This is a genomic window from Halomarina ordinaria, assembly GCF_030553305.1.
Classification (GTDB): Archaea; Halobacteriota; Halobacteria; order Halobacteriales; family Haloarculaceae; genus Halomarina; species Halomarina ordinaria.
Window position 1 is genome coordinate 2,519,436 of the sequence record NZ_JARRAH010000001.1, and the last position, 14,640, is coordinate 2,534,075.

12 protein-coding genes and 1 tRNA gene are annotated in these 14,640 nt (G+C 60.7%); 7 read left to right on the forward strand and 6 right to left on the reverse strand.

Annotation, left to right across the window (positions count from 1 at the left end; all coding sequences use genetic code 11):
* Window positions 1-10: 10 nt before the first annotated feature.
* Window positions 11-760: an enoyl-CoA hydratase/isomerase family protein gene (locus tag P1Y20_RS13545; protein ID WP_304449197.1), complete on the reverse strand. Its 750-nt coding sequence runs from the start codon at window positions 758-760 to the stop codon at window positions 11-13.
* 60 nt (window positions 761-820) lie between these two features.
* Between P1Y20_RS13545 and P1Y20_RS13550 the strand changes: the two genes are divergently transcribed.
* The 3 genes from P1Y20_RS13550 (at window position 821) to P1Y20_RS13560 (ending at window position 5,209) form a co-directional block, all read left to right on the forward strand.
* The gene (locus tag P1Y20_RS13550) at window positions 821-1,432 is read left to right on the forward strand and encodes a DUF7114 family protein (RefSeq protein ID WP_304449198.1); all 612 of its coding nucleotides are present in this window, start codon (window positions 821-823) and stop codon (window positions 1,430-1,432) included.
* A 48-nt stretch (window positions 1,433-1,480) separates the two neighbouring features.
* Window positions 1,481-1,552, forward strand: a tRNA-Thr gene (locus P1Y20_RS13555).
* Between the two features lie 72 nt (window positions 1,553-1,624).
* Entirely contained in the window at window positions 1,625-5,209 is a 3,585-nt protein-coding gene (locus tag P1Y20_RS13560; RefSeq protein WP_304449199.1) for a hypothetical protein, read from the forward strand.
* Between the two features lie 153 nt (window positions 5,210-5,362).
* Here P1Y20_RS13560 and P1Y20_RS13565 read toward each other — a convergent pair whose 3' ends face one another.
* From P1Y20_RS13565 to P1Y20_RS13585, 5 genes are all read right to left on the reverse strand, one after another.
* Window positions 5,363-6,553, reverse strand: a complete 1,191-nt coding sequence (locus P1Y20_RS13565; protein WP_304449200.1) for a hypothetical protein — start codon at window positions 6,551-6,553, stop codon at window positions 5,363-5,365.
* Between the two features lie 729 nt (window positions 6,554-7,282).
* Window positions 7,283-7,636 (reverse strand): type II toxin-antitoxin system PemK/MazF family toxin, encoded by a 354-nt coding sequence (locus tag P1Y20_RS13570; protein WP_304449201.1) that lies wholly within the window; start codon window positions 7,634-7,636, stop codon window positions 7,283-7,285.
* A complete protein-coding gene (locus tag P1Y20_RS13575) occupies window positions 7,633-8,004 on the reverse strand; it encodes a MarR family transcriptional regulator (protein WP_304449202.1) in 372 nt (123 codons plus the stop codon). The genes P1Y20_RS13570 and P1Y20_RS13575 overlap by 4 nt, the downstream gene beginning before the upstream one ends.
* Before the next feature lie 235 nt (window positions 8,005-8,239).
* A complete protein-coding gene (locus P1Y20_RS13580; RefSeq protein ID WP_304449203.1) occupies window positions 8,240-8,719 on the reverse strand; it encodes an ArsR family transcriptional regulator in 480 nt (159 codons plus the stop codon).
* A 91-nt stretch (window positions 8,720-8,810) separates the two neighbouring features.
* The gene (locus tag P1Y20_RS13585; protein ID WP_304449204.1) at window positions 8,811-9,023 is read right to left on the reverse strand and encodes an ArsR family transcriptional regulator; all 213 of its coding nucleotides are present in this window, start codon (window positions 9,021-9,023) and stop codon (window positions 8,811-8,813) included.
* A gap of 148 nt (window positions 9,024-9,171) precedes the next feature.
* Between P1Y20_RS13585 and P1Y20_RS13590 the strand changes: the two genes are divergently transcribed.
* The 4 genes from P1Y20_RS13590 to P1Y20_RS13605 all read left to right on the forward strand — a co-directional run bounded on the left by P1Y20_RS13590 (window position 9,172) and on the right by P1Y20_RS13605 (window position 14,629).
* The gene (locus P1Y20_RS13590; RefSeq protein WP_304449205.1) at window positions 9,172-9,618 is read left to right on the forward strand and encodes a hypothetical protein; all 447 of its coding nucleotides are present in this window, start codon (window positions 9,172-9,174) and stop codon (window positions 9,616-9,618) included.
* 126 nt (window positions 9,619-9,744) lie between these two features.
* Window positions 9,745-11,556, forward strand: a complete 1,812-nt coding sequence (locus P1Y20_RS13595; protein ID WP_304449206.1) for a TrbL/VirB6 family protein — start codon at window positions 9,745-9,747, stop codon at window positions 11,554-11,556.
* A complete protein-coding gene (locus P1Y20_RS13600; RefSeq protein WP_304449207.1) occupies window positions 11,553-12,686 on the forward strand; it encodes a TraC-like domain-containing protein in 1,134 nt (377 codons plus the stop codon). The genes P1Y20_RS13595 and P1Y20_RS13600 overlap by 4 nt, the downstream gene beginning before the upstream one ends.
* On the forward strand, window positions 12,683-14,629 hold the full coding sequence (locus P1Y20_RS13605) for a VirB4 family type IV secretion system protein (RefSeq protein ID WP_304449208.1): 1,947 nt from the start codon (window positions 12,683-12,685) through the stop codon (window positions 14,627-14,629). The genes P1Y20_RS13600 and P1Y20_RS13605 overlap by 4 nt, the downstream gene beginning before the upstream one ends.
* The last annotated feature ends 11 nt before the right edge of the window (window positions 14,630-14,640 follow it).

Consider the following 14,640-nt stretch of genomic DNA (forward strand, 5'->3'; position numbering starts at 1 on the left):
CTATCGCTTGCTATCGCTCGTTCTCGGGGTTCCCCTCGCCCTCACGTCCGGTCCCGCCGCCCAGCGCCGCCGCGTGTTCCTCGACCAGTCGCGCGAACGCCGCACGCTCGCGCTCCTCGCGGTCGGCGACGGACTCGACCGGTCGCATCAGCCGCTTTATCTCGTCGAGGGCGGGGCCGTCGTTGTCGGCGACTTCGCGTGCGACCACGTGGGGGTCCCGCCGGACGCGCGAGACGAGGCCCATCCGCAGGGCCTCCTCCGCGTCGACGACCCGCCCCGAGAGCGCGAGGTCGAGCGCGTCGCCGTGGCCCACGACGCGTTCGAGGCGGTGGGTACCCCCCCAGGCACCGAAGAGACCGAAGGTGGCGCCGGGTTCGGCGAAGGTGGCCTCGGGCGTCGCCACCCGGAGGTCGCAGGCGAGCGCGAGTTCGACCCCACCCCCGCGGGCGGCGCCGTCGATACCGGCGACGACGACGGCGGGAGACTCCTCGATGGCCCGGGCGACCCGCTGGCCGAGGCGGGCGAACTCGGCGGCCGCACTCGGGTCCGTCTCGCTCTCGCGGGCGACGGCGCCCACCGCGTCGAGGTCGGCGCCGGCACAGAACGCCGCCCCCGCCCCGTGGAGGTAGACGACGGGGGTCGGGGGGTCGGTCACGGCGTCGTCGAGCGCGTCGAGGCCCTCGGGCGTCAGTGCGTTGCGTCGGTCCGGTCGGTCGAGGGTGACGGTGCGGACCCGGTCCGCGTCGCGTGTCCGTATCACGGTTGTGGCTGGTCGGACGTTTCCAAAGGTCTTTGCCCGTCCCACGGCTATCTCGTGGCGATGGAGGAAGCCGACGCCGTCCGGCGGGCCGCCCGCGCGTCCGTGGACGATATCGACCCCACTGCCCTCCGCGACGCGCTCTGGGCGGTCATCGACGGCGGTTCGACCCTCCCCGGGGCGCTCGCGCTCCTCACCGCGAGCGCGTGTGACGCCGACGTCGGCGAGGGACTCGTCGAACGCGCCGCCGGCGTCCAACTCATCTACGACGGCCTCCGACTCACGCGACGACTCGCCGTCGAGGAACCCTGGGCGACGGGTGAACGCGCGACCGGCGACATGGAGATACTCGCCGCCGACGTGCTCGTCGCACGGGGGTTCTACCTGCTCGCGCGTACCGAGGCCGCCGTCGCCGCCGTCGAGGTGGTCCGGGCGTTCGGCCGCGACCGCACCCGCGGCGACCCACCCGAGACCCTGGAGGCGGACGTCCTCGACCTCGCGGTCGTCGTCGGCGCGACCGCCGGCGGTATCGACCCCACGCCGGAACTCCGGGCCGTCGCCGCCGATGTCGCCGCCGATTACGGCGTCGACCTCCCCCGAACCGAGACGCTCGACGCGGACACGCTTCGAACCCGTCTCGTCGGATGTGTCGACGGGGCACTCGCCGACCTCTGAATCGAAACGCCTAAACGCGATTCGGGGTTCCTACAGAATGCGCAGCGCGCCTGGGTAGCTTAGCGGTAAAGCGCGTCCTTGGTAAGGACGAGAGCCCGGGTTCAAATCCCGGCCTAGGCTTACTGTACTTTGGTTAAATCCTGCGTATAAAAAGCCCCACAGTGGCGATACCGTCGGTCTGGGGGTGGTCGCGTGAGGCGCACCGTCCCTGCGGACCAGCAGTGCTCGATGCCGTCGTGCGAGCAGGAAGCCACGACCACCGTCGGCGCTGGTTCGCTCTGCGACCACCACGTCAAGCGACTAGGCGTGGACACCGGAGACTCGAACTCCGACGAGACGGAAACCTCTCAGGACCCTTCGTCCGTGGCGTCTCCGACACCTCAAGTAGAGGGAGCTACGTACGCAGACCGGGTCACTAACGGCCGACAAGACGATTCGGCGGTCGACTTCCACGGCGTCGAGCCCAACACCTTCCCCACCGATCTCGCCGAACATGGCTCCCGCTGGTTGCTCTGGCAGTACAGCGACGACCGAAAGGTCCCCCGAAACCCCAGCTGGGGGTACTCCAACCAAGCCGTCGGCTACGCGTTCGTCGGTGCGAAGGACCCCAACGCCTGGTTCGACTTCGAGACTGCCAGCAACTGGGTCGACCACGACGACGACCTCGGGTTCGCGTACTACCTCACTGGTCCCGACCGTGACGACTGGGACGACGACGAGAAGTACGCCTGGGTCGATCCCGAGGAAGACGTGCCCAGTGAACCGCATGTTGGCCTCCTCGACTTCGACGACATCCGCGATCCAGAGACCGGCGACATCGCCCCAGGCGCGATCAATCTCCTGGAGCAGCTGGCCGGGACGTTCTGCGAGTGGTCTCCATCCGGGACTGGCGCGCACGCACTCGGTGGCTTCCGTCTCCCGGAGGGCGTGACGACGCTCACGATCGACCTCTCATCCCCGGAATGGCCGGATGCCGAACTCGAGATGTACCCCGGTCATCGGTACACCACGGTCACTGGTGACCACATCCCCGGTACCGAGACGTCCACGAGAGACATCCAGGGGATCGTCGACGACATCGTCGCCACCCATCCAGGTGCCCTCGACGCAGCGCGTGCTACCACCCCCAGTGATCGGCCGGACGAACTCGACTGCACACCCGACCTGTCGAAGGCCGAACTCGCCGACATCGAGACCACGTCCGACATCCAGGACGTGTTCGACGCCATCCAGCACACCGGACCGGCCGACATCCAGCTCCGGTCGACCGTCACCCACGAACGGAGCGACGGGAGTCTCGATCTCGATCCGAGCTGGGCGCAGTCGAAGAGCGGTACGCGCCTCGCACAGGTTGACAGTGGTTGGGTTTACCGCAAGGGAATGCACGGCCTCGATGCGCTCCAGGTCGTCGCGCTTGAGGAGAGAATCATCTCCTCGGAAACCGAGTACCCGAGCGACGAGGACTTCTGGGCTGCCGTCGACGCACTCCGCGACCGCGGTGCCCACATTCCGGAGTACGAGCCCGACGGTGCCGACCCAGTGAGCACGCTCCCACTCGCGAAACTCGACGCCCTCGATGACGACGAGCGACAACGTGCTGCGGCGGCTCAAGATATCGAATGGCCGTCGACCGACGAGGCACGCGAGCGTCTTTGGAACCGTCTGCTCGATGCTGTTCGGCACCAGGAGGAGGTCGTCATCGACGCCCCGACGGGACTCGGCAAGAGCTACACCGTTGCAACCGAGCCCTGGCTTCGCCATGCGGACTGTACCGGTGAACAGCCGGTCGTCCACTTCAGTCCGACGCGAGATGCTCGTGATGCTGCCATCGAACACAGTCGAGAAGCCAGCGGTGTGACACACGCAGTCCTCCGGGGACGAAAAGAAGCGTGCCCCGTGGCCCACGGGATCCACGATCCGTCGGAGGAAGACGAGAAGGATGAAACCGTCGAGATCACGATGAATCGGACGCCCGCCTCTCAGTGGTTCGACGCCGTCTGTGACGGTCGCGGTGTCCCCTTCTCGACGGCCCACGCCTATCTCGCCGAGCACAACGACCAAGACATCGAACTGCCGTGCTCGCGCGGAGACGATCCGTGCCCCGCAATCGGCCAGTGGGACGGACTCCCGCGAACGGAAGAAGGTGACCCTGCCGTGGACGTCATCCACGCCACGCACCAGTTCGCGTACGTCCCCGGGCTTACGCAGTCGTGTAACGTCATCTTCGACGAGCGGCCGGATTTCGCCGTCGACGGCGAACACCTCACGAACGACCGCATCCAGCGCGCCGTTACGGCGTTCCTCGAAGCGGCGGGCGCGCCGGTGACAACCTGGGAGTCGTTCGTCCAATTAGCACGGAGTGCGTACGGACAGGACGTCCACGGTGACGTCCTTCGAGAAGCGAACGCGACGGCGGCCGTGTTCAATTACGAACCGGATCGGGAGTGGTATCTCGAACATCCCGACGCCCACACGCTCGCCCCTGCATTGGCGGATGCTATCTGGTCCGCGTTGGCGCAGGGTTTCGACGAGAACGGGCGCAGCGTGGGTACCGTCACTCACGACCCGCCCCGACTCGATGCTAACGCTCGCGACGACGACGGCTGGTCGCGGACGTGGGTCTCGGTCGTCGTCGACGACAACAATCGCGTGCGTACCGTTCGGAACGTTCCTGACCTCTCGACGGCGCGGTGCGTGGTCGGCCTCGACGCCCATCCCAGCGTCCCGCTGTGGCAACGCAACACCACCACGGACATCGTCCCCGACCGCGTCCTCGACGTCGACGAGCGCCGACTCTGGCGGCGATACGAGCGCGGCCTCAAGGTCGTCCAAGTTGGCGAAGCCGTCCGACCGCTTGCCAGCGGCGAGTACTTCAATCCCGATGCGACGCACGTGCTCTTGGATCACCTCGAGCATCACTTCGGCGACGCGTTTGACACCTGCATCACTGCCGCGAGCGTCGAGCGTGAGGTCGAACAGCTGATGCGAGACGTCGGTATCGACGAGCCCGAAACGATGCACTTCGGCGAGGAGCGATCCCGCGACGAGTTCGGCGATCGTGACGTGGGACTCGTTCACGGCTCAATCGACCCGGGCGACGACTACGTGCTGAACCTCCTCGCCGAGTGCGACCTCCACGCTAAGCCAGAAACCGTGGAGTCAGCGGACGGCGACCAGCAACGCGCACATGGACGTGGCTTCGTCGGTCCCGATGCCGACACGGCCAGCGAGATCCTGGCTTCCGTTCGCGAGAATCACGTCGCGCAATCCGCTGGTCGATACGCACGAGACGCCGACGACCCCGACAACACAGCCACCGTCTTCGTCCATACCAGTGCCGTGCCGGCTGGGTTCGCGGACTGTCGAGTCTCTGGCGTTGAGTGGGTTGCGACCGACGTGCAGCAGACCATCATAGAAGCTCTCCGGTCGCGGCAGTCAGCTACCGCCCGAGAGCTCGCGGAGGCGACGGACGTGTCGAAGCGGCACGTCGCCAAGACTCTCTCTCGGCTCCTCGACGACGACCTCGTCAGCTGCCGTAAGGGCGAAGGGGCATACGGTGCGGACGTGTTCCACGCTGAAGACGCTCCGACGAGTGGTGTAGTCGACCTGGGCGCGGAGGAGATCGCTAACAGTGCCGTATGGGGCTCCAATACGTGGTCGTTCGTGATCGAAGCCGTCGAGGCACCACGAGAAGAACTCACTAGACCCAGCGACACTCCAACCACGACACGGGCCGTGTCACTAGCAGCGTTCCAAGACGGCCCACCGCCGGAGTAGGCGGCTGCTCTCCGGTCTGTTCGCCTCCTTTTGTGAGCGACAGCACTACGATTTCCGGTTCGTCGTCCTCAGTCAGGCGAAGCCTTCGCATCACCGCAACCGCTTATAGTACGGTGATGCTCTGTTGCACGATCTTCCATAGCAATTCTCTACTTATCCTCCCATCAGAACGATAGAATGGTCGTCTATGTTCTCTTGGTCATCATGCCTGACTGAGCAATTCACTCGGAAATCCTCTGTGTCACCGGGTTCTAATTTCAGACTGGTGTCATCAGCACCAATTACAACACCATCCTTATCTAACCATTTCACAATGACGCGTACTCCACGGCTCGTTCCTGCATTCAGATTTTCCAAGCGTCCAAAGGCCTTGGGTATCGAATGAGAATCATCGGGGATTTCTGCGCCTGAATCAACTAGCTTGACCCGCTCCCATCCATTCCTAAGATGGTTTGTATTGGCCGAGAGAGAATAGTCTATAGAAATATCCTCCTTTGACAATGTTGGCTCGTTCACATCGAACTCAAAGTCAAACTTCCAGAACTCACCTGGGTCTAATCCCCAGATTTTAACGGGGATGCTCGTCCAGTAATCTTCTGATCTGACCTCACCAATGAATAAATCAAACCTCACTTCAGCGATCCGGAGGCGAACTGAACTCGTATTTTTCAATAACGCTTCCACATTTGCTGTACTATCGGACTCCCAATCGACTTCCCATTTGAGCAACTCAATCTTTACTTCGGTTAAATCCGGATTGGAAAGGAATTTTCGAAACGCGATTAAGTACTTACGACGACGTTTCGGATAATTGTTCTCTATCGTGACCTCGTGATGACCAACATGGAATTTTATACTGCCCTCCCGGGGTCCATGAGAGCGACAAGATATCGTATAGTTGAGTTCATAGCGCCGGTTTCTTTCCAACTCGGCACCGCCGAAGAACATCTTATACTTCTCCCGTGGTTGTATCGGTTTGTTAACAGTGACTTGATATAATCGACGAGGCGAACCAAGATATCCAGTTCGGCCATCAGTCACATCAAGAAACGTAGATATGTTTTCATCGTCTTCTTGTTCAAAATCCCAGTCTGGAAGGTCCATCTCGAGATAAGCATCCTCAGCAAAATCTCTCCCTTCGTTAGACAAAAACAGTGTCGGAGTAGTATGGACGGTATGGAAGGGCCTATCGGCGGATGTTGATTTTACATCGGCTTCCAGTACTAATGCCGGTTGCTTTATGAAAAATCGATAGATAGCGATTATCGCTGCGATTGCACCCGCGATTGGGGCAACTGCTACCAGAAAATCAGATAATTGCTGGAGTGCGGCTATCGCATTCATGAGCTAGACCATACTGGGTTTCTCACCCAAGCAATATCTGGAAAGCCATTCGCGTACCAGTTCCCTTGTAACATCCTCTAATGAAGACCCTGATGGCAGGTAAGTTAAGCCATTTCACCCGATATATCAATCTGATAATATACTACGATATGCAGGCAGTCCCAACGCGCTATTCGTCCGCAGGCGGACTGTACGACTCGCGCTGTGTATTCAGCAGAGCCTCTGAAACCTATCCTCTACTGAGGATTTCAACAAAGCCGAAAGCTGTTTTGTTTAGTCGCGGAGCTCTGCGATCGACCGACCGACCTCTCGGACGTGGTCACTTCGCTCGAGATCGAGTTCCTCAGCGAGGTAATCCACCGTCTCTTCGAGGCTCATACCCGAAAGAACTCTTCCGAGCAGATATACCTAGTGAACTCAATCAAAATCCTCATCAACTGACAGACACGGCGGGCAAGATATCTCCTCAGTATCTGCCACTGAATGAAGAGTACTCGTACAATGCTGTGAAACGCTCTGATAATCCCTATAAGTAGCAGACTTCGCTGCATTTCTCTGCACCTTCCCCCCAGCTGAACTCAGTAATGTGCTTCGCGAAGGATTAACCAACAATTGCGAGTTTCATACGAATCTGTTGGTTAAGTTGGATCGTGAGAACACCTTCCGACCTAGACGCTACCCCCATATTCAGTCCACTGGCGTGCCGATGCCGATAGTTGCGATGAGCTGCTACAAGAGTTCGTCAATCAGAGCTTCGATGCTAGCTTCAAGTAAACTGTGAGCGACGCGTCCCTGCCAGAAATCGATATCCTCGCTTTCGAGCGACTGGACGCCCCACGGGACGATTCGACTCTCCTCTGGCGTTCCACCACGCACCCAGTCCTCTGCAGCAATCTCGATGAGTCCGTCTAACCACGATTTCGTCGTCAACGTGAGTGCGATGTACTGCTCGCCGTGGAACGGTCGAGTATCGTGGTTCGAGATAATGAGCCACGGGCGCGCTTCTTCCTCCCCCTTGAACGGGTCGTCACCATACACGATGTCGCCAGGTTCGTAGATTGGAGTACTGTCCTCGTCCGTCACGATTCGTCCTCGAGACTCGGATGTCGTTCGTCCGGCGAGTGCGCTCGCCAGGCCTCCTTGTCCTCTTCACCCAGCTGCTCGTTGAACAGCGCCGTTGCTCGTTCGTAGCCACTATACCCGTCAAGACGGTCCTCATCGTCGGTAACCGCCCAGTACGTTGCCTTGTGTTCGACGAGTTCGCGGTCCTTCAACCGAGAGAGAGCTGTGCTGACCGCTCCTTCGTCGAGCCCGATCTGCGAGGCAATTTCACGAGCCTTGAACGCCCGATCGTCGTTTGCAGCCAAGAACCCGAGTACTTGGTCCGGGACGGAGAGCCCCTCAAGCTCGTCCTCACTCGCGTTCTTGAACGTCTCCCTATCGATCGACATCCTTGAGAGGAGGATAGGGATTCCAACGATAAGAGTGTTAGCTATGAAAGCTTCGAAATGTTCGTAGGATACGAGATGGGCGAGAGACAATCGTAGTTCATACACACGATGTTGTCCAGATCTCAGAGCCAGATTGACCGGTCGCTAAGACCGACCATGGTAGCTAAGAGCTACCGTCTGGTGTGCGAGAACTCACAATTCAGAGGCACTCACACCGGATTCGCAGACTCAAACTCTATTTGCGCGCGTCAGATGCGTCTATCTCCGGTTCGTCGAAATCAAGGGCTTCGATGACTGCGACGGGAAGCGCTGGTCGTGGCGCATTTTCGTGACGCAGCACACGCTCTGACTTCCGCGTCTTCTCGTAGATAGCACGCGCAACCGGGACACCACGTAGGAATTTGTGCTCGTAGAGAATTTCGACCCCGCGCTCAGTCGGTCCCCAGAACTTCGATGGGAGATCTCGGGTCGACGCGTTCGGCTCATGCACATAGACTTCGAGAATCTCTGCCTCTTGTAGCGTCTCGAGGTGGTCGAGAATGGCCGCCTTGTTCTTTGGAATCATATACTCAAACTCGGCTACCGACACGAGGTGAGCCGGATGGCCGAGGATTAGCTGCAGAATTAGATGCCGAGTCTCCTGGGAGAGCAGCTCACGCATTCGCTGACGTTCTTCAATGGGATCCTCGATTCCCTCCGTCACCCTGTCCTTCATGCTTCACAGTAGCGTTCTCACCCGCATAATCGTCGGGGGTCCATTGACTCGAGCCCGTGGATTTGACTGTTCAACTTGCGCTGTCACAGTATCAGCTCTCACCATCGCTCCGCGGATCGGTTCGCAGTTCGTAGAGTGCCGTGTTCTCGTGGATATTTTCGATGTGGCCTGCGGCAACTAGCAGCTTCAGTCGCTCGTGTACCTTGTATCGCGGTTCCCCCGTTGCGTCGACGAGAAACCCTTGCGTCCGGGCACCCTCGTTGAGTTCGTCCAGGATCGCTTCGTCGAGGGCGGTTAATTCCATTTCCCCAATCTGGAGTCGCTTCCCATATCATTGTGCATACTTTGCGACGATTAGTGGGTCGTCCTGGTGTACGAATCGTAGTAAACTCTATTCAACGATACCAAGAATATAAGTCACTAAGATTCGTACTACGATTCGTAGTCAAGCCATGAGATCCAGCATTGACGACGACTCCGCGACGTCTGCCTGGGCAACTCGTGTTCGGGACCACATCGAACACAACCTCGCCGGGAGCGTTCGAGTCTTGACGCCAGCTGTGACTGCTCTCTTGACCCTCGCTGCAATGACCGGGCTCGCAGCTGCCCAGTCAAGTAGCGGCGGTCTGTGTGGAACGCCTGCAATCGCCCTGTTCGAGTGGGCGGCGCAAACCGGGGCAGGAGTCCTGTTCCTCGGTGGCCTGCTCTACGGCGGGTTCAAGCACGCCCGTGCTGGGATGTCCCGCAACCCGGAACGGTCCAGTGAGCATCGTCGCACCGGTACTATGGCGATGGTCTCCGGGCCGATCTTCGGCCTCATCATCGTTCTCGGCGAACAGGCCGCCGGCGCTGCTGGCTTCAACGCCGCACAGTGTGCCCAACTGACGCCGTGGTTCTGACACAGGGAGACGTTCCGAACTGGTCCCGCAGAGGCACGGCAGACACCAACGCCACCGATCATTCTCATGCTTTCCACGACCGATATCGGCGCCGTACCCCATCCCCGAGTCAGCAGCCGTATTGCTGTGGTTCTCGCCATCGCGCTTCTCCTGACCGGGTTCGTAGCGCCTGCGTTCGCCGCCGATCCCGGGAGGGCTCCTCGCGATCCTCCGGCCAACACAACCACGTCGACGTCCTCGAATGAGAGTTCGACAGCAACGCCCTCGAATTATCCCATCCCGGGAGTCAATGGTTCGGCGAACGCGTCCCAGAATGCGACCTCGTACGCTCCCTGTGCCGGCAAAGATCCAATTCGAGGTGCAATCTGCAACGTCATCGAGAACGCCAAGCGAAGCATCCTCGGCGGCGCGCTCGACGTAACGCAGAAAGTCGCGCGTAGCACGGTCGAACTGATCCTCCGCCGACCAGTGCCGATGCGCGGCAGCGAGATCGTGGTCTTCAGGCCCCCGACGAACCAGCCACTGGCCGGCGCGTACAACGGGTGGACGTCGGTTGGCCTGCCGCTCGGGTTCCTGGTGTGGATCGTCGGTGCCGGCGTTGCACTCGCGAGTCGGTTTCGGCCGGAGGCCACGTTCGCCACACAGGGCTTTCTGATCGAACAGAATCTCGTCCGAAACCTCCTGCTCACTCTCGGTTCGTGGTGGGTCGGGGCGTTTATCCTCCACCTCGCGAACGGGCTGATCCTCGCCGTCGCACCGCGCGGTGATCAGCTCGTGATGGGTCCACAGTCCGGCATCGGGACTCTCCTCGGGACGGGCCTGCTCGCAGGGTTGCTCTGGGTTGCGACGGCGGCGATCGTAACTATCCTCCTCATTTCGACCCTTCTCGCGTACTTCCTCTGTCTCACGTTCATGGTCTTCCTGCCGGTGTTCTCGGCGCTCATGCTGTTCGACACCGGCGGCGTGATGCAGACGATCGGACACTTCGGTCAGAAAGGGTGGAGCATCTTCATCCGCGCGGCGTTCTTCCCGCTCCCGGCGGCGCTCGTCCTCGGTGCGGGGGCGTACATCGCGACCGGGACGATGGGCTTCGTCGAAAGTGCGGTCGGAGTTGCTGGCTTCAGTACGGTGGCCGGTACGATCGCGTTTGCCGTCGTCACCTTCGTGACTCAGCTCGCGGCGCTGGTTGCGACCCTCTGGATGCTCTTGGGGTCACGAGCGGCCAGGACGGCCGGCGGCATCATGGCCGGCATCGGTGGTGCTGCCATGTACTCACGAGCTAAATCCGGCGCAAAGACACTCGCTGGCAAAGCGTCGATGCCGAACGTCGGCGGCGCGAGTTCAGCCGCCAGTGCGGCCGCCAGCAGTGGTATTCCCAGCGATCTGTTTGATCGAGTGACGTCCAGTCATAACGGAAATGGAAGCGGTGCCGCACTCGGAGCCGAGAGTGGGGGCAGCGATGCTGCTGGCGCGCTCGATTCTGGGACGAGTGGTAGTAGCGGTGGTCTCGCAGCTGTAGGAACACCCACCGGTGGCCGTCCTAGTTCAGGTGCTACTACGACCGGCAACGGCACTGCTGCCGGAACTGACGTGAGTACTGATGCTATCGATGGATTCGACTTCGTCGTCGTCGAGGGAGAGGGAGATCTATCTGATGGGCAACGATACCAACCCGGATACGTCTCTGACGGCGAATTCCGGCCAATTAAACCTCAGGGACGGAGTCGGGATTTCATTGTTCGAAACCACGAACGGTTCGCGTCAGCGTTTGACTCAAACGGGGACCATCCAGGTGTCTTCCACCGAGGTGAGGAGGATGGCATCTTGTACGACACGAAACCGGTCGCCGGCGAGGACTGGGGTGTTAGTGCGGCTGAGGAGACGAAGATCAGTCGTGATTCGGTATTTGACGCTCGCGGTGAAGGAGGGTCGCAATGAGGGGCCTTGGTCCAGGAGGCGACGGTCCAGAACGCCGGATTCTCGATGACGTTGGCTCCGACTCGGGATTCCTTGCGTTCACTGATGTGTCGAATGCCGACCTCCTGTTTCTCGCGCCAGCGCTCATCGTCGCGATGGTCACGCTCGAAATCGTCGTCTTCGTGACCGGCCGGTTCTTCGTTGGCGTCGCGCTCGCGCTCGCCGTTCTCGGTCTCGCTGGCTTGTATGTGCACGTCTGTCCCGACCACCGAACTCCAGTCGGCCTCATCACCGCGTTCGTCACCCATCATCGACGAGAGAATACTATGACCTTCACCAACACAACCGCTGAGACAAGTACCGAGACGCCACCGGATGCACGGGAGCTGACCCACGTCCGCGCGGTCGAACCAGAAGCCAATGCGATTCGTCGCCAGGACGAAACCCTTGTCGGTGCCGTCCGCATCGACCCAGCAAACCTCGCGCTCGCTGACCAAGCCAAATGGAACAGGGCGGCCCGAGGACTTGGCGCGGTCTTGAATGCACTCGACTATCCGGTGCAGATACACTCGTCGGCGCGGCGCGTCGACCCAGCTCGGATGACCGCTACGTACGACAACCGCCGGACGGACCCTGACGTCAAGTCGACGCCAGCACTCTCCGAAATCGTCGAGGTGTACCGACGGCGTCGCCCGCAGGAGTTCCACCAACGCGGAACGAGTGTCCGCCAGTACCACGCCATCGTCCCGGTCGGGATTCAGGAGGTCAGCCTCGAGGACAATGCGTGGGTTAGCCGCCTGCAGAGTCTTCCGCTCATCGGGAGGTACCTAGGTTCAGTGGTCGCCGATGTGTTGCTGCGAGACGAGCGTCGCGAAGCGATTGAGGAGCGGCAACGTACGATCCTGCGTGACCGGCGCACCCACCTCACGGAGCAATTGACGAGCATCGAAGGCGTCTCCGCCCATCCCGTTACTGCGGCAGACCTCGCCACGCTCGTCGAGGAATACTGGTCCGGCAGCCGGACCGAGTACCCTGACGACGGTCCTCACCTTCGCACGACGCCCGTCATCATGAGCGAACAGGATACCAAAGAATCGCATTCATCGAACGACACCAAGGGTTTCACTACAACGGATGGTGGCCGGCTATGAGCGTGTTCTCTCAACTAGGTGCACTCATTCCGGGAGTCAGTACCGAAACGACAGCAGACGACGGGACTGAAGACGTACCTACTGACGTTGGGACTCATCCCCACCGGGAAAGGATGCACGCGACACGAGTCGCACCCTCCGGTATCCGTTTGGAGACCGACACGGCACGAACGGGTGAGCGGTGGGTCAAGGTTCTGTTCGTGACGGGATTCCCGGAGACTGCGTCGCCAGGGTTGCTTGACCGTATCTGCACCCATCCCAGCGCGGATGTCGATGTGACGATCTACGCCGATCCGGAGGATCCTCGCACGTCGCTCCTGCGGTTTGAGAGCGCAATCAAGTCGCTCAAAGTGGATCACATCGAGGCGCAGGATCGCGGCTCAGCAAAGGCCACAGTGACGGAGCGCCGTATCCGAGACCACGAAGCAGTGTACACACAGCTGCAGGAGAACGCCCAGCGTATCCTCAATGTCGGTGTCTATCTGACCATTCGCGGTGACTCGAAAGAACAGGTCGAGACCACTGTTTCCAGTATTCGTGGTGAACTGCAGCGTCAGCGATTGACGACGAAGTCCGCAGCGTATCGACAGGGCGATTCGCTGGTGACGGGAAGCCCGGTCGCGAAGGACGACCTCGGACAGACGACGCCCATGCTCGGGCAAGCCGCCGGTGCGTTGTTCCCATTCGCTGCGAGCACTACGATCGAAGAGAGCGGCGTTCTCTACGGCTATCATGCAACGACCGATGCCCCCGTCTATCTCGATCGGTTCTGCCGTGAGAACGGTTACAACGTGCTGGTCGCCGGTGAGATCGGATCGGGGAAGTCGTACGACACCAAACGACTCCTACTTCGCCGCGTAGCGAAGGACCGCGACACAGACATCGTCATGATCGACCCGGTCGGTGGGTTTGCGAGTCTGGCAGCTGGTCTCGACGCTGAGCACTACGTCATCGGTGGCACCCGGACAGTCAACCCACTCGAGATCCGGCCGACACCGGACTACCTCCTCGAACAGGAAAACGTCAGTCCGTTTATCGAGCGCATTAGCGCCGTGATGGCCTTCTTCGAATCGTTCTTCGGGTACGTCGGTGCTCCACTCGGCGACCGACGGCAGGTTCTTGAGCGGTGTATTCGGGAAGCGTACGCCCAGAACGGTATCACAGCCGACCCGACGACCCACCATCACGAGAGTCCCGAGGTGGGAGACGTGCGGGCTGTCCTCGGTGACGTCGCTGCCGACCCAACCGAGGTCCTCAACGGTGACGATTACTCAGACGGCGAACTCGACAAGTGGCAGAGCCACGCCGAGGATCTCCGCCTGAACTTGGAGCCATTCACGTCCGGCGGTCAGTTTGCGTTCCTGAACGGGCAGACCGAGGTGGACCTCACGGGTAGCCGCGTCATCTATCTCGACTTGAAGCAGTTCGGCGGTGGCTCCGACGAAGCACTCGCAGGACTCGTGATGCAACCGATGTACGACGCCGTCTACGAGCGCCTCAAGGCCGAATCAGGCAATACTATCATCGCCATCGACGAGGCCCACTACCTCGTCGAGTCACCGGGGAGCGTCGAGTGGCTCAAACGGACGACTCGCCATTCTCGCCACCTCAACCTGTCGCTGCATTTCGTCACCCAGGAACTCACCGACTTCTACGATACCGACGGAGCCGAGACGTTCATCAACCAGTCATCGATCAAGCTCCTCCACCGCCAGGGGAACCTCACTTCCGAACACGCCGACGCGCTTGGTCTGACCGACGCACAGGCCACGTTCGTCCGTGACGCTGTTGTCGGCAAGGAAGGTCTCGGGTTCAGCACTGCCCTCCTAGACATCGACGAGGGCGGGACCTACCCACTTCGTGTCACCGCACTTCCCGAGGAGGAGGCAATCATCGAAGCGGACGGTACTCCCAGTAGCCGAAATGGAGGTTCGGCGCAATGAGCAGTTTCGCG